18 protein-coding genes and 1 pseudogene are annotated in these 23,352 nt (G+C 28.2%); 5 read left to right on the top strand and 14 right to left on the bottom strand.

The features are described 5' to 3' along the window. Positions 1 to 89: 89 nt before the first annotated feature. The 7 genes from H8R92_RS04085 to H8R92_RS04055 form a co-directional block, all read right to left on the bottom strand. Positions 90 to 1,259, bottom strand: coding sequence for a glycosyltransferase (locus H8R92_RS04085; RefSeq protein WP_022211126.1), 1,170 nt, complete (start codon positions 1,257 to 1,259; stop codon positions 90 to 92). A gap of 6 nt (positions 1,260 to 1,265) precedes the next feature. Beyond that, a complete protein-coding gene (locus H8R92_RS04080; RefSeq protein WP_022211127.1) occupies positions 1,266 to 2,540 on the bottom strand; it encodes a glycosyltransferase in 1,275 nt (424 codons plus the stop codon). Positions 2,541 to 2,543: 3 nt separating this feature from the next. Continuing rightward, a complete protein-coding gene (gene murJ / locus H8R92_RS04075; RefSeq protein ID WP_022211128.1) occupies positions 2,544 to 4,076 on the bottom strand; it encodes a murein biosynthesis integral membrane protein MurJ in 1,533 nt (510 codons plus the stop codon). Continuing rightward, positions 4,066 to 4,812, bottom strand: coding sequence for a WecB/TagA/CpsF family glycosyltransferase (locus H8R92_RS04070; protein WP_022211129.1), 747 nt, complete (start codon positions 4,810 to 4,812; stop codon positions 4,066 to 4,068). The genes murJ and H8R92_RS04070 overlap by 11 nt, the downstream gene beginning before the upstream one ends. Before the next feature lie 12 nt (positions 4,813 to 4,824). After that, positions 4,825 to 5,913 (bottom strand): tetratricopeptide repeat protein, encoded by a 1,089-nt coding sequence (locus H8R92_RS04065; RefSeq protein WP_186834801.1) that lies wholly within the window; start codon positions 5,911 to 5,913, stop codon positions 4,825 to 4,827. Between the two features lie 136 nt (positions 5,914 to 6,049). Next, positions 6,050 to 7,777, bottom strand: a complete 1,728-nt coding sequence (locus H8R92_RS04060) for a phospho-sugar mutase (protein WP_022211131.1) — start codon at positions 7,775 to 7,777, stop codon at positions 6,050 to 6,052. Positions 7,778 to 7,930: 153 nt separating this feature from the next. After that, on the bottom strand, positions 7,931 to 8,524 hold the full coding sequence (locus tag H8R92_RS04055) for a 50S ribosomal protein L25 (protein ID WP_022211132.1): 594 nt from the start codon (positions 8,522 to 8,524) through the stop codon (positions 7,931 to 7,933). A 197-nt stretch (positions 8,525 to 8,721) separates the two neighbouring features. Between H8R92_RS04055 and H8R92_RS04050 the strand changes: the two genes are divergently transcribed. Together H8R92_RS04050 and glmS are read left to right on the top strand one after the other, a co-directional pair. Then, the gene (locus H8R92_RS04050) at positions 8,722 to 10,185 is read left to right on the top strand and encodes an aminotransferase class I/II-fold pyridoxal phosphate-dependent enzyme (protein WP_022211133.1); all 1,464 of its coding nucleotides are present in this window, start codon (positions 8,722 to 8,724) and stop codon (positions 10,183 to 10,185) included. A gap of 202 nt (positions 10,186 to 10,387) precedes the next feature. Further along, positions 10,388 to 12,211: a glutamine--fructose-6-phosphate transaminase (isomerizing) gene (gene glmS / locus H8R92_RS04045; RefSeq protein ID WP_022211134.1), complete on the top strand. Its 1,824-nt coding sequence runs from the start codon at positions 10,388 to 10,390 to the stop codon at positions 12,209 to 12,211. 44 nt (positions 12,212 to 12,255) lie between these two features. Here the strand turns inward: glmS and H8R92_RS04040 are convergent, their stop codons facing one another. The 6 genes and pseudogenes from H8R92_RS04040 to H8R92_RS04015 all read right to left on the bottom strand — a co-directional run bounded on the left by H8R92_RS04040 (position 12,256) and on the right by H8R92_RS04015 (position 20,068). Continuing rightward, positions 12,256 to 13,284, bottom strand: coding sequence for a hypothetical protein (locus tag H8R92_RS04040; RefSeq protein ID WP_022211135.1), 1,029 nt, complete (start codon positions 13,282 to 13,284; stop codon positions 12,256 to 12,258). Positions 13,285 to 13,297: 13 nt separating this feature from the next. Further along, a pseudogene (locus tag H8R92_RS04035) lies at positions 13,298 to 13,738 on the bottom strand (2-thiouracil desulfurase family protein); the annotation flags it as partial. Positions 13,739 to 13,801: 63 nt separating this feature from the next. Next, positions 13,802 to 16,159 carry an endonuclease MutS2 gene (locus tag H8R92_RS04030; protein ID WP_022211137.1) on the bottom strand — a complete coding sequence of 786 codons (2,358 nt, stop codon included), beginning with the start codon at positions 16,157 to 16,159 and terminating at the stop codon, positions 13,802 to 13,804. Between the two features lie 16 nt (positions 16,160 to 16,175). Continuing rightward, the gene (locus H8R92_RS04025) at positions 16,176 to 16,520 is read right to left on the bottom strand and encodes a hypothetical protein (RefSeq protein ID WP_022211138.1); all 345 of its coding nucleotides are present in this window, start codon (positions 16,518 to 16,520) and stop codon (positions 16,176 to 16,178) included. Positions 16,521 to 16,527: 7 nt separating this feature from the next. After that, a complete protein-coding gene (locus H8R92_RS04020) occupies positions 16,528 to 18,879 on the bottom strand; it encodes a U32 family peptidase (RefSeq protein WP_022211139.1) in 2,352 nt (783 codons plus the stop codon). A 67-nt stretch (positions 18,880 to 18,946) separates the two neighbouring features. Continuing rightward, positions 18,947 to 20,068 carry a cell division protein ZapA gene (locus H8R92_RS04015; protein ID WP_022211140.1) on the bottom strand — a complete coding sequence of 374 codons (1,122 nt, stop codon included), beginning with the start codon at positions 20,066 to 20,068 and terminating at the stop codon, positions 18,947 to 18,949. A 162-nt stretch (positions 20,069 to 20,230) separates the two neighbouring features. On the opposite strand from H8R92_RS04015, the gene H8R92_RS04010 reads away from it, so the two are divergent. Continuing rightward, positions 20,231 to 21,148, top strand: coding sequence for a radical SAM protein (locus H8R92_RS04010; protein ID WP_186834800.1), 918 nt, complete (start codon positions 20,231 to 20,233; stop codon positions 21,146 to 21,148). 23 nt (positions 21,149 to 21,171) lie between these two features. On the opposite strand, the gene H8R92_RS04005 is transcribed toward H8R92_RS04010, so the two are convergent. Further along, positions 21,172 to 21,708: a hypothetical protein gene (locus tag H8R92_RS04005; RefSeq protein WP_022211142.1), complete on the bottom strand. Its 537-nt coding sequence runs from the start codon at positions 21,706 to 21,708 to the stop codon at positions 21,172 to 21,174. A gap of 204 nt (positions 21,709 to 21,912) precedes the next feature. Between H8R92_RS04005 and H8R92_RS04000 the strand changes: the two genes are divergently transcribed. Further along, entirely contained in the window at positions 21,913 to 22,212 is a 300-nt protein-coding gene (locus tag H8R92_RS04000) for a hypothetical protein (RefSeq protein ID WP_022211143.1), read from the top strand. A 137-nt stretch (positions 22,213 to 22,349) separates the two neighbouring features. After that, on the top strand, positions 22,350 to 23,285 hold the full coding sequence (locus H8R92_RS03995) for a DUF2156 domain-containing protein (protein WP_186834799.1): 936 nt from the start codon (positions 22,350 to 22,352) through the stop codon (positions 23,283 to 23,285). Positions 23,286 to 23,352: the final 67 nt, after the last annotated feature.

The following is a 23,352-nucleotide window of genomic DNA, read 5'->3' as shown; positions in this document are numbered from 1 at the left end:
ACCGAAGGTCTTTTTGTCATATTCAATTTTCGAATTTTAATTGATATTTCAAAGTTATTTTTCTATTATTATGCCAAATTAGCCCTATGCTATTTTTTCATACGAAACTTTACACTATCTTTTAAAACTTCTTTATACACAGAAATTATCTTATTTACTATAACCTTAGGACTAAATCTTTTTAAGCAGTCAATCCTTATTTCTTCTTCATCATAACTTTCAATATTATCATAAACTTCTATCATTTTTTCTGCCAATATATCTATATCATCTATTGGAATAAGATATCCATTAAGATTATTTATAATATCTTCTGCTCCACCATTTAAAGCCCCTATAACCGGTCTTCCACTGGCAAGAGCTTCAATATACACTACACCAAATGTTTCATATCTAGAAGGTAATACAAAACAGTCACATTTATTCATCCATTTTGAAACATCATCTCTTGAAAGAGCTCCTAAAAAGATTATTTGATCTTTAACACCATTCTCCACAGTCAAAGCTTCTAACCAAGATCTTTGACTGCCATCCCCGCCTATATATAATACTGCTTCTTTATCTTTAAACTTCTTTGCAAAAGACTTTATTAATGTATCAAATCCTTTTTCACCTTCTAAAAATGCCAGTGAAAAGAAAATAAACTTTTCATTTTTAATTCTTTTTTTAATAGTAAATTTTGATAGATCCACTAAATTTCCTATGACTTCTATATCCTGTCTTCCACTTAAAGATTCTATTTCATTTTTTAAGCCATTACCTACAGTTATCACTTTTTGAGCTTTCTTATAAGAATCACAAATAAATGGTATATAGCTTTTCTTTACATATGGTCCTCTCTCTACAGAGGAATGTTCAGTAATAACTAAAGGTATATTATATTTTTCTGCTATATAAGCAGCACTTATTCCTCCCCATAGAGAAGACTGAGCATGAATTATATCTATAACTCCTTCTTTTTTCACTATTTCTTTATATAATTTTTCCATCCTTTTGTTAAACACTTTAAACATTAAAGGATTCTTAGGAATATAGTTATAATTTTTATATCTATATGTCTTTAATCCATCTTCAACATTATACTTAAGACCTTTTTCTTCATGAATTTTTCCCAGCATAGTAAGTGGCCACACTTCATTGTATGCTACTGTTACTTTAACACCAGCTTTTTGTAACTCTAAAGCTTGTTCTTTAAAAAAGCTTCCATGAACCTTATTTCTAACATTGGAATACCATGATGGTATGAACATAATATGCATATTCTTTTACCCCTTTAATATATCATTAAGTTTACCTGAAATATTTTCCCACTTATATTCCTTAAGCGGATGGAATTTATCTTCATTATCCAAATGATTAAAAATTTTATATATACCACCTACAATTTCTTCTGGATTATTATTTACAACAATGCATTTTTCTTTATCTCTTACCACATCTAATATAGGATCATTTTCATCGCCTAAAATAACAAATATTATTCCATCTGCTCCAAAATAATCATAAATCTTAGCAGGGATTTGTCTTGAGTTCTTATTACCAAAAATCATTAGCACATCACCATTAAGCATATAAGATATCGCTTTGTCGTAAGGTATCCTTGGTGAAACATCCACAACTGTTACATCAACTAAATTTTTTTTCATACCTTCATTGTCAATATTACCAAAGAATAAAACATTTAATTTCTTAAAACTTTCTGGATCTCTTTTCTCAAGTATCTTTAATGCCTCGACAAAAGGATTTGTATTTCTAAGCTTTGAGAAAATTTCTCCAGCATAAATAAAGTTTATTTTATCTTTATTTATCTTTTCTGCTGGCACAGTGCTTTTTATCTTTTCATATGCTTTTTCATCATACCCTCTTGTTAAAATGAAAGTCTTTTCCTTCGGTATATTATAACTATTAAGATAATCATCACGATTTGATTTAGTAACAAAAATATGTCTATCAGCAAGATTTATAATATCTTTTTCAAATCCTCCTTCTATTTTTCGTCTTATATATCCCATATTTTCTCTAGTAGAATCCTTTAACCAAGGGTCACTCCAATATGTAATCCACGGAACACCCTTATTTTCCTTTTTTATATACATTGCGCATATATGACTTGAAGGAGGTTCATGCATTGAAAATATTACATCAAACCTTTCCTTATCCATTAATTCAAGACCTACTTTAGAAGCTTTTCTAGCCCAATTTAAATACATATCAGGTATGGCAATAATTTTTTTACCTTTCTTTAATAATTCTTTTAAAGCTGATTTGCTAGAATTATTATTAGAATTTACTCCATTATTACCTTTCTTAGGCATTATTTTTTCAAATATCTTTCCACCAGATACTTTATGAATCTTAACCTTCGGATTAAGCATGCTTAAAATATATTCATCATAATATATTGAGTTCTTTGGAAAATCTACTGTAAGCAAATGTATATCGTTACCTTCATTAACTAAATTATTAAGATACTGTAGTGTTTCTATAGATGCAGAATTATTTATTAATGGAGAATAACAAGCTATAAATAAAATTTTCATATATTATCTCTCCCCTTTTGCCACTTTGTTTTTTAACATACTTAGTACTTCATTAAGTTCTTCTATCCTTAGCACAATTGAAATTATCACATATAATGCTGCTCCAACTATTGCATCAATAATTATTTTAATTACTCCTGTAATTCCTGTTAAATAATTAAATACTAAAAGAGCTAAAAACATCATAATTGTTGTTAATGTGATTTTAGCTAACTTTACTAATAAAATCTTTAAATCAATTTGTCCTGTATATTTCACTATTGCCCTAAATAAAAGCAACGCTATTATCACTGATGAAATAGATGAAGCCAACGCAACACCTATTATTCCATACCTTTTAGATAAATATATATTCAAAATAATATTTGTTGCAACACCTATTATTCCATTAAAAGCGGTAGTTTTTGTTTTTTCCATGGCAAATAGTGATGAATTTAATATATCTCTTATACCTGTAAATGGAATTGAAAATGAATATCCTAATATAGCTAAAGATGTCAATCTTACAGCAGTAGCATCAAATTGATTTCTTGCAAAAATAATTGTAACTACATCTTTATTTAAAATCATTATTCCTGCTGTAACTGGCATTAAAATAAATGCAATAACAACAATACTTTTAACTAGATATTGTAAAAATTCTTTATTATCTTTTTCATTTAATTTATTAGCCATTAATGGATACATAACAGATACAATTGAAGTTGTAATTGCTGTATTAATAAAAGATATAATCTTTTGTCCATATTCAAGATTAGACATTATTCCAACACCTAAAGTTGAACCAATATTAGTATCCACCACCATATTTATAGAGTTTGCACCAGCACCAATTATTACTGGAACTAATAATATAAACATTCTCTTTATATCATTATCATTAATTTTAAACCTAAATTTAATATTGTATCCTTGTCTATAAAGGGATGGTATTTGTACTACCACTCTTAATATGTTTCCAATAACATTGGCAATAGTAACACCTAAGATATTCACATCTTTAAATATTATTAAGTATAGTATTATTGGTGCATTGAAGAACATTCCTAAGATTGATGGTATTACAAAATCTTCACATACTTGCAGTATAGATAAAAAACAAACATTGATTGACATAAAAAGAAGATTTATAAGACTTATCCTTGTTAGATTAATTGCCAACTCCATATTTTCCCTTGAAAATCCCGGTGCAATTATATTTACTATATTTTCTGTAAATATATTTCCTAAAATAAATATACTTAAGGATAAAATTACGAGAATACCAATTACATTATTGGCAAACTCAAACATCTTTTTTTTACTATCCCTATATCTTATTTTACTAAGCATAGGGATAAAGACAGTTGAAACACCGAGTCCTATTATGGTAAATAATGTTTCAGGCACCATAACCGCTGCTTTATATGCATCAGTTATAGCACTAGCACCAAAATAATACGCTACTAGCGAATCTCTTATAAGCCCTAAAAATCTACTGACAATGGTAATTACCATTACTAAAAATGTTGCTTTAAATATTTTTTTACTTTTCATCCTGATTACCTCGGCTACTAGCTACTTTCAAAAGGAATTTTGGAATACTTCCTAATCTTTTTATTCTCCACGGTTCTTTAGCTACTCTGTATGCCCATTCACAACCAACATTAATCATCCATCTTGGAGCCCTTTTTACTTTATCAGCTATAACATCAAAACTTCCTCCAACACCCATAAATATTTCCACAGGAAGCTCGTTAAAATATTTAATAATAAATTTTTCTTGCCTTGGGCATCCCATTGCTACAAATAACACTTTAGGTTTTTTTCTCTTTATATCTGCCAATAACTCATCACAGTTGTCTAAATCAAAAAAGCCATTTTTATATCCTGCAATAATAAGTTTTGGATGATCTTTCTTTAAATTTTCAACACATGTCTTTAATGTTTCTTCTTCTGCACCTACAAGATATATAGAATCACCAGCTTCTTCACATTTAGTTATTATTTCCTTCATAATCTCTATTCCTGCAATTTTTTCGCTAACAGGTGTTTTAAGCATCTTGGCAGCAATTTGTGTGCCTACTCCATCCGGAATAATTAATGCATCATCACTAATAAAATTATTAAATAAAACTTTATCATCTAGCCCTCTATATAATACTTCTGGATTTCCTGATATGATATGGACCTTTTTTCTTTTAAAAATCTCATTTAGACATTCCTTTTTACTTAATGAATATATCCTATATCTTAAGATAGAAATATAATTTTCCTTCATATTCCTCTTCATATTTCTCATCCTTTATTTACTTATTAAATTTTCTATTTCTTTTACAATTTCATCCTCAGAATTTAATTCCTTTGCTATAGCAAGATGTAATTTTGCATTCTTCATATCTTTTAAGTTTATGTAGCACATAATAATATTTGTACAGATTTCAACATCTCTTGAAGCTTCAAAAGCCTTTTTAAAGTATATAAGTGCTTCTTCATATTCTCCTAAGCAAGCATAGTTTAATCCTAGCTCTACTACCACTTCCAGTATTCCACTTTCAATCTTTATACTTTCTCTTAAGTAATGAATTGCTTCTTCAAATTTTTGCAATCTCCTAAAAGCAACACCTATATAATAATAAATAAGTGGATTGCTATCGAATTCTTCTACCAATTCTAATAATGACTGAAGGCTTTTTTCAGGGACTTCATTTAGCATCTCAATAGCTTTCTCATACTTGGTAATATTATCAATATCCTTTGTTAAAACTTTTATTTCCTCAGTGATATTACCGCCTTTGTTAATATACTCGTTTAATTCTATTTTAGATTTCTCAAATTCACCATTATCCTTTAAAATAAGTGCTTTATATAAATGATAATCATTTATTTTTATTTTATTTTTTTCACAATACTCTATATCATCTAATAATACTTCACCAAATTCTTTATCCTTTTCTCTAATATTTTCTCCAACTAAAAGTAGCTTCTTAAGCACTTCATTATCTTTTGAGTAATAATAATAACCCTTAAGTAAAATATAAGCCTCTAAATATTTTTCTTCATTAACACTCTTGGATATTAAAGATTTTATACAATTTTCAGTATCTTTTATATAATCTAATATAAGTTCATAATCGTCATTAAACCTTAAATTTTCATCACAACCAAAAGCTATGAACATGCCTTCTATAAAATAATATATTGGAAGATTTTTAATCTTTATTTCATTTTCAATATTAGAACTTATATATTCTGTACTTATTGGAAGATATAAATCCTTGTTTTTGAATTTTACATATTTTGGAATGTTTATGCTTTCCTTAAAACCTTCAATATTCATTTCTAAGAATAGCAATTTCCCCATTTTTTCTTTAATTTGCGACCTATAATCCATTATTAACACTCCTTTGCAAATTATCTCATTACATAATACATTATTATAGAAAAACTTTCAAATAAAAGCGATATATTTATGAATTAATACAACAAAAAAACTACTGAAAAAAATCAGTAGCTTTTATTAAAATTAATTATGCTAATTTTTCGTTAACTATATCCATTACTTTACCTTTAAATACTTCTAATTGCTTCTGTGCATCTTCTAAACTTGAGCCTTTAACTGCAATGTATATTTTCATTTTTGGTTCTGTACCTGAAGGTCTAACAACAAATGAAGAACCATTTTCAAGTATATATTTTAATACATTTGATTTTGGTAAGTTAATTACGCTTTCAGTTCCAGTAATTAAATTTTCTTCTTTGCTTAATTTATAATCAAGCTTAGTAGCAATTTTAACTCCGTTTACTTCTGGTAATGAAGAATTTCTTAATTCATCGATACATTTAGCAATCTTTTCTTGTCCTTCCTTACCTTTTAAATCTATTGAAACAAGACCTTCTTTAAAGAATCCATATTTATTATATAAATCTATTAATCCATCATATAAGCTCTTTCCTTGTTGTTTATAGAATAAAGTCATTTCAGCAATAAGCATTGAAGCTATTACTGCATCTTTATCTCTTACAAATTCTCCTGCTAGGTACCCATAGCTTTCTTCAAAGCCAAACAAGTATTTTCTATCTCCAGCTTCTTGGAATTCTCTTATTTTTTCTCCAATATATTTGAATCCAGTAAGAACATCCATTATTTCTATTCCATAATGTGTAGCTATAGCTCTAGCTCCTTCTGTTGTAACTATAGTTTTAATTACAACACCATTTTCAGGAAGCTTATTTTCTTCCTTTAATGATGATAAAATATATTCAGTTAATAATAATCCAGTTTGATTTCCATTTAATACTCTGTAATTTCCTTCGCTATCTTTTACTACAACTCCAATTCTATCACAGTCAGGATCTGTACCAAATATTATATCTGGATTTGAAGTTTTTGCCATATCTAATGCTATTTCAAAAACTTGTGGATCTTCTGGATTTGGATATGGTGCTGTTGGGAAATTTCCATCTGGTAACTCTTGTTCTTTAACAACTTGAACTTGTTCATAACCTAATTCCTTTAATACTCTTCTTACTGGAATATTTCCAGTACCATGAATCGGTGTATAAATCACTTTTAAATCCTTAGCATTTTTTTCTACTAATTCTCTTCTTATTGTTAAAGATTTTACTTGTTCTAAGTAAGCTTTATCAACTTCTTCACCTACATAAGTTAAAAGATTATCCCTTATAGCTTCTTCTTTTGATATAGTCTTGATTTCATCAAAAGATTTTATATTATTTACTTCATTTATTATTATAGTTGCTTTTTCATCTGTTACTTGTCCACCAAATTCATCATAAACCTTGTAACCATTGTATATTTTAGGATTATGTGAAGCAGTTACCATAATACCACCATTACAATTTAAATGTCTAACTGCAAAAGATAACATTGGTGTAGGTCTTAAGCTTTCATATAAGAATACCTTTACTCCATTGCTGCATAAAGTTAAAGCAGCTGCTTCAGCAAATTCCTTTGACATATTTCTTGAATCATATGCAATGGCCACAGATGGCTCTTCAAAACTTTTATTTAAATAATTAGCAAAACCTTGAGTTGCTTTTGATACTGTATATACATTCATTCTATTAGACCCAAAACCTATAACTCCTCTAAGTCCGCCTGTTCCAAAATCTAAATCTTTGTAAAATCTGTCTTCTAATTCTTTTTCATCCTTGATTGACCTTAATTCTTCTTTAACTTCTTCAGCTACAACTGCTGAATTTAACCACTCATTAAATTTCTCTTTGTATATCATACTCATACCTCCTAAATTAAGTCATTAAACTTACATCTTATACTATAAAATATTTTTAATCATATAAAAAAAAAAGCTACATGTATATTATTACTTGTAGCTTAATAAAAATCAATATTTTATTCTTTAAAATTTATATTTTAAAAAGATATTTTAACTTTCATTCTCTTCAACTGCCATTTCCATATCATCAGCCACTCTCTTTCTTTCATAAATTACTGACGCAATAACTGAATTTAAATCATCCACTATTGAAATTTCAGATCCTATTTCCAAATCTCCAAATTTATAAACATCGCCTACTGTACCAGTACCAATATTGATATTTAAATATTTAGGTAAAGAATCTACATTTCCTTCAACTTTAACACTATCCTTTTCTTTTTGTAAAACAATCCCTTTTTTATTTATATATTCTTCTCCAATATAATGAATTGGTACCGTAGATATAACTTTTTCTCCAGCAGATACCTCTTCTAAATCTAAGTGTATTATTTTATTTGTTGCAGGATCTCTCTGCATCTCTTTTATTAATGCTTTATGTTCTTTGCCATTATAATTGACATTCATAACCCCATATTGACCATTGGCAGTAATTTCGTCAACTAAATCCATTTCTCCAATTTCAAACATAAAGTTATTAATATTCTTTCCATATAATATTCCTGGTATTTTGCCTCTCTTACGACATTTTTTCGCACTTTTAGCAACACTGCCATCTCGTTTATTTAATTCGATTACTGACACGATATATACCTCCTTAATTACTTTCTTAAGTAATTATTCTCAATTTTAATTATTTTTATGCATTATTATTTTTTATACCAGCATTTGATTAAAATAACATGTAGTAAAGTTACAATTCTGCATATACTATCTTTATAAAGTATCTATATTTTCATTCTAAGAAAAATTTGTCAATAACTTGAAAGAAGGTGTATTTTTTGTATAACTTTGATCAAAATGAAACTCCCTTATTTAATGCATTGATGGAGTATGTAAATAGAGATACATTACCTTTTCATGTACCTGGACATAAAAAAGGCGTTGGTATAGATGAAGAATTTAAAAATTTCATTGGGGAAAATCCATTTAAAATTGATGTAACAGTCTTTAAATTAGTAGATAGCCTCCATCATCCAACAGGACCAATAAAAAAAGCCCAAATACTTACAGCTGATGCTTATGGTGCTGATGCTTCATTCTTTTCAATTCATGGAACATCTGGCGCAATACAAGCTATGATCATGTCAGTGGTATCTGATGGTGACAAAATAATAGTTCCAAGAAATGTTCATAAATCAGTTACCAGTGGCATTATCTTAAGTGGTGCTATTCCAATCTTCATGCAACCTGAATTAGATAAAAAATTAGGGATAGCCCATGGTGTATCACCAAAAACTGTTGAAAAAACTTTAAAAGATAATCCAGATGCAAAAGCATTGCTTTTAATTAATCCAACATATTATGGAGTAGCCACAGACATTAAAAAAATTGCTGAAATAGTTCATAGCTACCATATCCCTTTAATTGTTGATGAAGCCCATGGACCTCATTTAGCATTTTCAAGAAAATTGCCTATGTCAGCCTTAGAAGCTGGTGCAGATATTTGTTCACAAAGCACTCATAAGATTATTGGTTCTCTTACTCAAGCATCATTAATACATATAAAAAGCAAATTTATAAATCCTAATAGAGTACAAAGAAATCTTAATCTTTTACAAACTACTTCTCCTAGCTATATCCTCATGGCATCTTTAGATTGCGCTCGTAGGCAAATAGCATTACATGGTGAAAATTTATTAAATAAAGCCATTGAATTAGCTAACTATACTAGAAATGAAATTAATAAAATACCAGGATTCTATTGTTTTGGCAAAGAAATTCTTGGAAAACCCGGTTCATTTGCCTTTGATCCTACTAAAATAACTATTTGTTGTAGGAATTTGGGAATCACTGGATTTCAACTAGATATGATACTTTATGAAAAATATGCTATTCAGATGGAACTATCTGATTTTTATAATGTGCTTGCTGTTGGTTCTTTTGGTGATACAAAAGAAGGTATGGATAGATTACTTACAGCTTTAAAAGAAATATCCAAAGAATACTATGGGGTAAACAAACCTATTGCTGATTTCTTAGATATTCCCCCTATTCCTACCAAAATTATTAACCCTCGTGAAGCATTTTATGCTGATAAAAAATCAGTACCACTTTCCGAAAGTCTTGGAAAAATTTCTGGCGAATTCTTACTTGCATATCCCCCTGGAATTCCGCTACTTTGCCCTGGTGAAATCATTACCTCCCACATAATAGATTATGTTAACGATTTAAAGAAAGCAAATCTCTATGTTCAAGGTACTGAAGATCCTACTGTAGAAAATATAAAAATTTTAAATATTTGAATATAGATAACCTAAAATATCATCAATATTTTAGGTTATCTTGTATTACCTTGTATCAATATCAATATATTATTTATATACTTATATTAATAAAGTAGATTTATTTTTTAGATAATGTTAAAATAATTCATTATACAATATTTAGAAGTGAATGCACCTTATTTTCCCAAAGCTAAAATATATTTTTGAAAGGAAGAATAATATGTGTGGAATTGTTGGCTATATAGGATATAACCAAGCATCTGATATACTATTAGAAGGACTTAATAAATTAGAATATAGAGGCTACGACTCTGCTGGAGTAGCAATCTTAAATGATAAAATTGAAGTTCGTAAATTTAAAGGAAGATTACTTAATTTAGCCCAAAGTTTAAATGCTAATCCTATTAAAGGAACAGTTGGAATTGGACATACAAGATGGGCTACTCATGGTGAGCCTTCTGATGTAAATGCTCATCCTCATTCTAACGAAAAGATAACTTTTAGCGTAGTTCATAATGGTATCATCGAAAACTACTTAAAGCTAAGAGAATGGTTAATTTTAAAAGGATATAACTTTTATTCCGAAACTGATACTGAAGTTATTCCAAATTTAATTGATTATTATTATAATGGTGATTTATTAGATTCAGTTATTAAAGCTACAGCCAAACTTGAAGGAAGTTTTGCCATTGGAGTTATAAGTAAGAATGAACCTGATAAACTTATAGCTGTAAAGAAGGATAGTCCTTTAATCGTAGGCATTGGACAGAATGAATACTTTATAGCCTCAGATATTCCTGCTGTTTTAAGTCATACTAAAGATGTATATTTACTAAATGACAATGAATTTGTAATATTAACAAAAGATGGTGTCGATATACGTACTAGAAACAAAGAAATTATCAAAAAAGAAATTTTCCATGTAACATGGAATGTTGATGCTGCTGAAAAAGGTGGTTATGAAGATTTCATGCTAAAAGAAATTCATGAACAACCAAAAGCTGTCAGAGATACTTTAGCTGGTAAAATTATCTTAAATAAAGAGATTTCTTTTGATAACATTAAATTTACAAAAAATGACTTAGATAAATTTGATAAAATATATATTGTTGCTTGCGGAACAGCCTATCATGCTGGCCTTGTAGGTAAATACGCTATAGAAAAACTTGCAAATATATCTGTTGAAACTGATATTGCCTCAGAATTTAGATATAGAGAGCCTATAATTACAGATAAAACTTTAGTAATTGTAGTATCTCAATCTGGCGAAACAGCTGATACTTTAGCCGTTCTTAGAGTATCTAAAAAACAAGGAGCCAAAGTTCTTGCCATTACAAATGTAGTAGGTTCTTCTGTTGCAAGAGAAGCTGATGATGTATTTTACACCTTAGCTGGGCCTGAAATTGCTGTGGCTTCTACCAAAGCTTATATAACTCAGCTAGTAGCATTCTATATATTAGCATTACACTTTGCAGAAGTGAAAGGAACTTTAGCTTCATCAGAAATAGAATCCATTAAGAAGGAACTTATAGCTATTCCTAATAAGATTAATGAATTATTAAAAAATAAAGATAATATTCAAAAATATGCATCTTATCATTTTAATCAAAAAGATTTGTTTTTCCTAGGACGTGGATTAGATTTCGCTGTAGCTCTTGAAGGCTCCTTAAAGCTTAAAGAAATTTCTTATATTAATTCTGAAGCATATGCTGGTGGCGAACTTAAACATGGACCAATTGCCTTAATTGAAAAGGGTACTTCTGTTATTACCTTATTAACTCAAGAAAGATTAAAAGATAAAATGATTAGTAATGTAAAAGAAGTAACCACTAGAGGTGGTAATATTCTTGCCATTGTTAATGATGGTGATGAATCTGCAAAAAACATCACAGATGATGTCATATATATTCCAAAGACTATTGATTTATTAACTCCTCTCTTAAGTGTAATACCTCTTCAATTATTATCCTACTATATTGCAAAACTTAAAGGTTGTGATGTTGATAAACCAAGAAATTTAGCTAAATCAGTTACTGTTGAATAAAATAATAAAGGATTAAGTGATTCATTTCACTTAATCCTTTATTATTATTCTAATGTTTCACTTAAAAAAGCTCTAAGTTCAGAATCTAAAGAGTTATTTTTTAAATAATATAATCTATCATTTATTTCACTATCCATTTTGTTTAGTGAATAGAAACTTATAGCTGCTTTAATTCTTAGTTTCTCATCAATATTTTCAAAGCTAACTCTTCCATTTTCACCCTTTAAAATCATCTCCATATCTAATTCACTATCAAATAATGCTAGTGCCTTTATAAATATAAGCTGTTCTCTTGTGTATCTTTCTCTAATATTTATTAAGTTTAATATTATATCATAAGCAGCATCTAAATTACCTTCTAAAATAAACTTTTTATAATATAATTCATATAGTCTCTCTATTTTTCCATAACCCTTAATTTGTGAAAAATATCCTAAAACTTTATACTTATCTTCTTCATTAAATGACTTCATTAAATAAATTAATGAATCAACTATCTTTTCTATTTCTATTCCTTTACCTGCAAGTTTACATAATAAATTAATTGCTTTTAAACAAGAGTTACCTCCATTATCAACAATTTTTAGTAACTCATCTACACCATCTTCTTTAAAACTATATAAAATCGATAATACTGAATTTTCAACAGCTATTGGCCATTGACCTAATTCATCAAATTTTCCTTTCATATATGTAGGTTTTGATACTTTATCTTTTATATATGTGCTTATCAGTTGAATATGTTCTTTACCGATAATTTTACAAGCCTCTTCTGCAGCGCTTTGCATAGAATTAAAGTCTTGGCCACTATCTATTACTCTTAAAATTTGCTGTACAATTATTTTATGAATTTCTTCTTCTGTATAGCTTTTTTCCTTTACTTCAATATATGAATTTTGTTCACTCTTCTCTGAAATACTTTCATAAAAATCTGTATTTGCAACCTTAAAATCATACATATATTTTTCGCTATTTTCACTAGATTTCTCTGCTTCAGAAATATCCTTTGCTTTCAATTGCTCATCTATTTTAACATTTTCTTTTTTCTTTTTTTTCTTAAAAAAATCAAACATTTAAACCCTGTACCTCCAAATCTTTTTCACTTAGTGTCTTAATTCCTATTTCATTTAGCATTTCGGCAGTAATGCCTTTTCCTTTAACTTTATTTCCATTAAAACTTCCATCATATACAAAATTAACTCCACAAGACGGGCTTCTCTCTTTTAATATAGCTGTTGAAATAGAAAGCTTTTTTGCAATTTCCACCACTTCCTTTGCCCCTTTAATAAATTGCTTTGTGACATCCATTCCTTCTTTGGTAACAATTTTACCATTGCCTTCCAGAATATCTTTTGCCTTTGCCTGAAGTTCACTTGGCACTCTTGGCGTAGTAAGTCCCCCTAATTGTTCTGGACATATTAATATTGCTTTCCCACTGATAAATAATTCATTGCATTTTTCATTATAATTGTTTGCACCATCATATTTACAGTTAACTCCACATAAACATGCACTTATCAAATACATAGCTAAGACCTCCCTACTATGCATAATTATAGCATAGTAGAGAGGCCTTTTAAATAATTTATATTATTTTAATTCAACAATTGTAACTCCGTCTCCACCTTCGCCATATACACCAAGTCTATATGATTTAACATGTGGGTGTCTTTTTAACATATCGTTAATTGCTTTTCTTAAAACACCAGTACCTTTTCCATGTACTACTGTAACTTCACCTAAATTACACATATAGGCTTCATCTAGATATTTGTCTGTTCTATAACAAGCTTCTTCTGAATCCATTCCCCTTAAATCAATTCTACTTTCAATAGATTTAGTATTTAATTTAAGTTCTCTCTTTTTCTTTTCCTTTTTAACAGGTACATCATCAACTTTTCTTAGGTCCTTAAGCTTAACATTTATCTTCATAATCCCTGCTTCAACTTGAACTTCACCTTTATTATCAGGCATAGATATAATGACTACCCTTTGATTTAAAGAAGGTAACATAGCTTCCATACCTAATGTAACCTTTGTTATTGCCTCACCTTTTTCTTCTCTAGCAATTCTTAGTGCAGCTTCCTTAGCTTCAAGACTATCCTTAAGCTTCTTTCTTTCTTCTTCAAGTCTATTTCTTCCACCTTCAGCTATACCCATTCTTTCTAGTTCTCGAATAGCTTTTACAATTTCATCTGCTTCATCCTTAGCATTACTTATGATATTTTTAGCTTCTTGCCTAGCTTCCTCATAAGCTTTTTCCCGTACTTTATTTATCTTAGCAAGTTTTTGATCATATTCTATCTTTAACTTTTCTGCCTGTTCCTTTAAAATCCTTGCTTCTCGAGCATTATTATTAGCAATAATACTTTTTTCTTGTAAGTCTCTTATAAGATCTTCAAATTGAAGATTATCCTTTGACATATATTCCTTTGCTTTAAATATTACATCATCATTTAAACCTAATCGTCTTGATATTTCAAAGGCATTAGACTTTCCTGGTATTCCTATAAGTAGTCTATAAGTTGGTCTTAATGTTTCAACATCAAATTCTACTGATGCATTTTCCACACCTTCAGTATTTAGAGCATATCCTTTTAACTCACTATAGTGAGTTGTGACCATAACTCTTGAATCTCTACTCTTTAGCTCTTCAATAATTGAAATTGCTAAAGCAGCTCCTTCAGCCGGATCTGTTCCTGAACCTAACTCATCAATAATTATCAGTGAATCTCTATCAGCCTTTTCTAATATAGAAACTATATTAGTCATATGAGATGAGAAAGTTGATAATGATTGCTCTATACTTTGTTCATCACCAATATCAGCGTATATTTCTTTAAAAAACCCTATGGTAGATCCATCTTTTGCAGGAATTAAAAGGCCACTTAAAGCCATTAAATGCAGAAGCCCTACCGTCTTTAATGTTACTGTTTTTCCCCCTGTATTAGGCCCTGTAATCATTAATGTGGTAAAATCCCTACCTAGAAATACATCTGATGGTACTACTTCCTTAGGATTGATCAGTGGATGCTTAGCACCAAATATTTCGAAACTTCTATCCTTTGAAACATTAGGCTTTAATGCATTTATAGCAGAAGCATATTTACCTTTTGCAAAAATAAAATCTAGCTCTGTTAATATCTTTGAATTATTTACGCATTCATTTATATGTTCTGTAACCTTTGCTGACAATGCTGTTAAAATTCTTTCAATTTCTGCTTTTTCTTTTAACATTAACTCTTTTATTTCATTATTTAGATTAACAAGGCTCAGTGGTTCTATAAACAACGTAGCTCCTGTAGAACTTTGGTCATGTACAAGTCCCTGAACAGCACCTTTATATTCAGCCTTAACTGGAAGTACATACCTTTCACCTCTCATAGTATAAATTGCATCTTGTAAATACTTAGAATTAGATCTTACAATAGAATTTATCTTTTCTCTAACAGAAGAATTTTTCTCTTTTAAGCTTCGTCTTATATTATAAAGTGTGGCACTTGCCTTATCACTTATTTCTTCCTCAGATATTATTGCTGTTTCAATATCATTTTCAAGAGATTTTACAGGAGTTAATATATAAGCTAAATCCTCTAAGTTCTTATATGCAATTTCATCATCTTTCCTATTCATGTATTCTTTAAACCTGCGTGAAACTCTAAGCATACCACCAATCTTTAATAATTGCTCAGGTGTAAGAACTCCTCCCTTTCCTGCTCTTTCAATGGCCTCTCTCGTATCATATAATCCTTCAAAAGGAGGTGCACCTTTAGTAATTAATAATTCCAATGCCTCATTTGTTTCTTCAAGTTTCTTTTCAACCTCATAAATTGATTTACAAGGTTTTAGAGAATGTACCATTTCTTTTCCGCTTGAGGTAATTGCATATTTTTCAACTTTATCTTTAATTTTATTAAATTCTAAAATTCTTAGAGTTCTTTCTTTCATCACTCTCTCCCTCTTGCTATTTCATAATTTTATTAAATTCATTTTCCATTTTTTTCTTATTAATTGTAATAATAACATAAGCTATCAAAGAATATACCATTGTTATAACGCTTACTGCATTACTATATATAACTGTTTTACCAATAATCTGTGAAATCATAATAACGATAAATCCAATTATTATTGCTAATAAAATCATTGATACTCTCCAATAACTCTTTACTATGCCCACTGCAGCATTTTTCTCTGCAGTGGTTAATTCTCTAATTTTGTCTTTACTTATTTTTTTGCTACTTTTATTCATTTCTAATATTCCATAAATAAAAACTGCAAGTAAAACTACAATTGCTATTATAACCATATAAATTTTATTCTACTCCTCTTCTATAATGTCCTTTAGTATATTCTTTACTATCAAAATCATCACCATTTTTTAATATTGATATTACATTCTTAACTTCTTTATATGTTTCATCTCTAAAATCAAATCTGAAAGTAGTTATACCAAATCCTTTTAACTCTTCAATTTCATCAATTATATTTAAAGGTACTGGATTTAAAATATAACTTCTACAATATAAATCTGTCATTACCCTAAGCTCTTCATTTACTCTATCTATTAATTTGAACTTATCTTTTGAGCATATTCCATTACATCCGCTATCCTTAGTTCTTCCACCAAATGTACTTCCAATTGGACAGTATTCACTAATCATAAGCTCTGGCTTACCATACACAACCACTCCAGCGTTTCCATTAGCATTCTTCATTAGATTTTTGATTTCTACTCTATTAAGTTCTAAACTTAAAGTAGGAACATCCACATCTTCCTGATAGAAAGCTAAAGATTGTGAGTTAACTATATTTAATTTATAATCACCAATGATGTACAATTTATCTTTAAACTCACTTATTATACCAACATTAGATGTTATAATACCCTTGATATAAGAAGAAACTTCCTCAATAGTCTTAACCACCTTCTTAAATTCTCCTTTAACAATTGTAGAAGTCTTAAGATAAAAATTAATATCTCTATATTTTTCAGCTAGTTCAATTAAATCTTTCTTCTTAATGGAATTTTTTTCCCTGCTAAATAAATCTACAGCTATATTTTGACACTTCATTTCTACTAATGCTTCAACTTGCTCTTTTGTTATACAGCTACAAATAACGTCAACTTTTGTCTTTTCATAAGATGGTTTATGCTTCTCTCCTTTAGCTGGTCTCTTTCTTCTATGTTTTCTACATACTTCTTTTGTTATTTTCTCAATTATATCTCTTCTTAAATTATTTAAGTCAGAAACTCTCATAAATCCATCTTCAAAGTTTTCAAATTCTATATTTTCAATTTTAAAAGCAACATCCCCTGATTTCTTTAAAGCTTCTTTAATTCTTTCCTGATCTAATGGTCTCTTTTCTGCTTTTTGAACTACTTCTCCCTGTACTTCATAAAAATTTCCTTTATAATTTATTCTGATAGTTACAGGTTTATCTACAGAAAAATCTACTATAGCATTTAAAGCAATCTTTTTAGTGTATGGCTTTAAGTATTCTTCAAGTTCATCAAATAATTGTTTATTAAGACTCTTAAATAGTTCATCACCTTTTTTATAATCAATTGGATAAAGTTTTACTTTATCACCTCTTTTAGCACTCTTTACTTCATTACCTTTATATAGTATCTTACTTAATGTAAATCCTTTATCTCTATATCTGATACCATCACCTACATTTAAATCTTCTTTTATTACTATATCACCATTTTTATCAACTACTCCCAGTGATATTCCTGAGTTTTTGGGTGAATTAAAACTCATCATATCTTTACCAGTATTTTTCTTTAAATATGCATTAGTGAATCCACTTCTATTAAATAATTGTAAAAGTTGCCTCTTTCCAGCTTGATCATCATATTTATTATTATATAATACTTTATCTACGGCCTTTTTATAGTTATCTACCACTCCAGCAACATATTCAGCTCTCTTCATTCTACCTTCTATCTTTAAAGAGTATACTCCTGTATCTACAATGTCTTCTACATCTTCAATAGTACACATATCTTTAGGACTTAATAAATGTCCTTTTGTTTCCCCACTGTGTTCCCCTTTTAAAGTATATTCCATTCTACATGGCTGAGCACATCTTCCTCTATTTCCACTTCTTCCACCAATCATAGAACTCATTAAGCATTGTCCTGAATATGCCACACAAATAGCTCCATGAACAAACATTTCTGTTTCAATAGCTAAATCCTTAGATATATACTTTATTTCCTCTAATGTCATCTCACGTGATAATACTATTCTGTGAAACCCCTTATCTTTAAAATATACTGCTGCTTCACCATTATGTATAGTCATTTGAGTAGATGCATGCACTTCCATCAATGGGAACTCTTCTTTAATTCTTTTTAATAAACCTAAATCTTGAATAATTAAGGCATCAACACCAATTTCATATAGATATCCTACATATCTTACTGCTTCTTCAATTTCATTTTCTTTTAAAATTGTGTTTAATGTTACGTATATTTTCACATCATAGCTATGAGCATAATCAACAGCTTTTAACATATTGTCATTATCGAAGTTAGATGCATATGCTCTTGCCGAAAATTTATTTCCTCCTAAATATACTGCATCAGCGCCTTTATTTATTGCTGCAACCAAACTTTCCATGGTACCTGCTGGTGCAAGTATTTCCACCTTTTCCATTTTTACGTCTCCTTTTTTTGTATATTCTTCATCTTATGTTAAAAGCCTGTTCCACTCTGAACAGACTCTATTTTAATAATGGATTTGCTTTTCTTCTTTCCACTGCCAATTCAACTTGTAGATCAATAAGCTTTTTCTCTAAATCTAAAACCTTATATTTAAAGTTTTGTAATTGGAATTTTATAGCTTTATCCCTATTTAATAAAGCCTTTCTTTGCTCTTTTCCCTTAGCAATTACAGCTTCAAGTTCAAGTATCTTATCTTTCAAAATTTTAGCCTCTTCTTCATCTACAGATGCTTTACTCTTATATTCCTCAATTTCATCTTCTTTTGATGAAATAACTTCTTTTAATACATTTTCGCTATCCTTTAGGTTTTTATTTTCAAGTTCAATATAATTTATATTTATTTTAAACTCTTCTAACATGTTTTCAATTCCACTTTTTTCCATCGATATTTGTTCAACGTTTTCCTTTAAAGCATTATAACTATCCAATACATTATTATACTCTTCAAGTGAAACTTTATTAGCTATATCTTCATTTAATTCAAATATTTTCGCATTTAATTTTTTATTTTCCTTCTTTTCCTTTAAAAATTCATCTTGTGTATTTAGAAGGCTCATGCTTAGTTTTTTATTATTTTCATCTGAAGATGTAAGATTTGATTCTAGTACTTCAATTTTCTTGACTAAATTTTCATTTTCCTTTTTTAAAACTGCCATATTTTCCTTTAATAGCACTACTAATTCTTCTAATTTGCTCTTTTCTTCTAACTCTTCAGTTAAATCAGCAACCTTATCATTTAAAATTTCAGCTTCTCTTGACTTTTGCTCCATTGAGTACAACATCTCTTTTAAAGAAGCCATTTCTTGATTTTTATTTTTAATAGTTTCTTCAACTTCCTGCTTTATTTCTCGTATTCTTTCCTTTAAAGTTAGGTTTCTTTCTTCTAAAGAATTTTTTTCCTTAAGTAAATCCTCAACTTCATTATTACATTTAAAAAGTTCATCTGCTATATTTAATGCACTTAATACTGCAACTGAACTAATGCTTAATTTGTTATTATTACTTGATACTTCTTTAAATTTACCATCAACATATTCTGAAACCTTTAGTAAATATTCATCATCTTCTTTTCCCTTTAAATTATACTCCATCCCATTTATTTTAACTGTTACAGTATTCATTTAATACACCTCTAAATTATATTATAATTACTGATATTATATCATATTTATCTTTGAATAACTATATTCTGCCACATATATTGTCTATTTTTATATTAGTTATTTTAAATTTATTGAAAATATATTTAAATTTGATAGAATCTTAATAAAAGATATACTTTTATGAGGTGTTTAAAATTGATAATAAATTTAGAAACAAAAAAATGCAACTTATGTATAAGAAATTGTAATGTTGACAGAGATATAAATCTTGGTGTATGCCAAGCAGATAATCATTTAAAAGTAGCCAGGGCTCAATTACACTTTTGGGAGGAACCCTGTGTTTCTGGCAAAAATGGCTCAGGAACTGTTTTCTTTTCTCATTGCAATCTTAAATGTGTATTTTGCCAAAACCATTGCATATCACAGGAATTCAACGGTAAAACCATTTCCATTGAAAGATTGGCTGCAATATTCCTAGAACTTGAAAAACAAGGTGCTAACAATATAAATCTAGTTACTCCTACTCATTATGTACCTCAAATCATTAAATCCATTAAAATTGCAAGAAATAATAATTTAACTTTACCAATACTATATAATACTAATTCAATAGACTCTTTAGAAACTATTAAATCTCTTGATGGACTTGTGGATGTTTATCTACCAGATTTTAAATATTTTGATGATAAATATGCTTTAGCATATTCAAAAATTAACAACTACCGTGAAAATGCTTTAAATGTAATTAAGGAAATGGTACGTCAAGTAGGTGCTCCTTCCTTTAATGATAATGGAATAATACAAAAAGGTGTAATTGTACGTCACTTATTATTACCTGGACTTTTATTTGATTCTAAGAAAGTTATTGACCTTTTATACAATACATTTCATGATGATATCTATATCTCATTAATGAATCAATATGTACCTATGCATAATGCTTATAAATATCCAAAGATAAACAGCAAATTAAATCCTAAGCATTACGATTCTATCATAGATTATGCATTGTCCATTGGTGTAAAAAATGGCTTTATTCAAGGAGAAGGAGCCAACACCACAGATTTTGTACCATCCTTTAAAAACGAAGGCGTTTAATTAACATTAAAAATGGGCATAGATTAAACTATACCCATTTTGCTAAATACTCCATATATTATTTGTTTTTTCTTTTGAGTAAGATACTCTCCATAGTATTTATCCTCTTCTTCTGCTGAAAGCTTCTCTACTAGGTTACTATCCATAGAATTTAATACTAACATATTGATATCTCTTCTATATCTCTTTTCTACTATATCATATATTTTATTATATTCTTCAATTCCACTGCTTTTCTTATATTTTCTTATTTCCGAATCTAAGCTTGTATCATATTTTTTTATCTTGTATGCGATTGAATCAATTGCCTTACTTTTATTTCTTAGAAAATTTTTTTCATATTCAAGCTTTGCTTTAAATAATGCAGGAATACTATACTCCTCACCAGCAAAATTAAACTTCACTTCTTCTCCTTCAAAAACACTGCTTATTATGTATTCTGCCATATCAATATCATCTGTTATTTTCGTATTTAAAAACTCTTTTCCACCAACTATCTCTATAGCTTTATTTAATTGATTACATTTTTCTATCAGTTTATTATTTTTAAATTTACTCATTTTTATCTCCCTTATTTATATAAGTACTTCATTAGTTCTAATAAATTCATATAAATTATACAAGATTTTATTCAGTGTTGCAAAAATTAAATTATTAAAAAATTAATTAAATATACGAAAATAATTATATTTTTATATATTCTTACAATTTTAACATTTATTAAATAAATGTATAATGTAATTTATAAAGGGAGGTATGGTAAAATGTTATTAAAATGTATAAATAATGATTTGTGTTCTACTTTAACTTTAAATAAAGAATACTATGTATTAGAAGAAAGTTCTGATTATTATGTAATAATTGATGATGAGCAAAACGAAACTACTTGTAAAAAATCAAGATTTGAAATTATTGAAGATAATGAACTTTCAAAAAAATGTAAAGCAACAATCAATGAATTAACATATCAGGTAAATCATGAATTTAGCGATATTAAAAACTTTAGCATAAGAAAAAATTCTAAAGGTGAAATTAAAGAAGTATTAATAAAATTCAAATATTAGCTTTTGGTAATCCTATGTCTTGATAAATTCTTATTAGACATAGGATTTTTTCTATAAAAGTTCTTTTCAATTAACCGTATTATCTTTTTTTAATAAAATATAATATATGGCTTATTTTTTACAAAGGAGATGATATCTTGGATATATTCCATACCTTAACTCTCCAAGATAAAGAAACATTTAATGATTATTGTTATAAAAGTAACTTTTCTTCATATGAATACACTTTTGCTTCATTATATTTATGGAGAAATTTATCAAAAACCACTTTTGCTATAATAGATAATACCTTAATTGTTAAGAAAAGTGAAGAATATTATGGTGATTTTTTTATGATTCCATATAATTACACTCCCAATAAACTAAATTCAATCATCGAATTATTACTATCATATAAAAACAACAATAATAATAATTCGCAATCTAATTTCTTATCTAATAACGCCCATGAACTCTATCTTTTTGGAGATGTAGAAAACTTTTTTATTAATGATTTAAAGAAATATTGTGCTCATAAATTTGAAATTGTTTATACACCGGAAGATTATGAATATATATATCTTACCAAAGATTTAATTAACTTAAGTGGAAAAAGGTATCATGCTAAAAAAAATCTATATAACTTCTTTAATAAAAACTATTCTTTCAAAATATCTGAAATAAATAGCCCTAAAATAATCAACGACTGCTTAGACTTAATAAAAAAATGGGAAAAATCAAAAAACTCTCTCTGTACTGAACTAAAAATAGAATACGATGTCATTAGGGATGTATTAATAAACTTTCAAAAATTAGATTTAAAATCCATAACAATTTATGTTAATGATACTCTTGCAGGCTTTTCTATTGGAGAAAAATATGGTGATACAGCTATAATCCACATTGAGCGCTGTGATATTTCTTTTAAAGGTATTTATTCTTTTTTAAATAGAACATTTTTAGATATGTATTTTAGTGATACTTTATATGTAAATAGACAAGAAGACTGTGGTGATTTAGGACTACGAAAGTCTAAAGTATCATATCACCCTATTGGTTATATAAAAAAATGTTTTATAAAAATTACTGATTAAAATTATCACCTAATAAAATAAAAAATCAAAAGCAAATTAAATCTGCTTTTGATTTTTATAATTGTTT

This window comes from Clostridium lentum, assembly GCF_014287815.1.
Classification (GTDB): Bacteria; Bacillota; Clostridia; order Clostridiales; family Clostridiaceae; genus Clostridium; species Clostridium lentum.
Note: the sequence above shows the minus strand (reverse complement) of the source record. Positions and strands in the feature narration are given on the sequence as shown.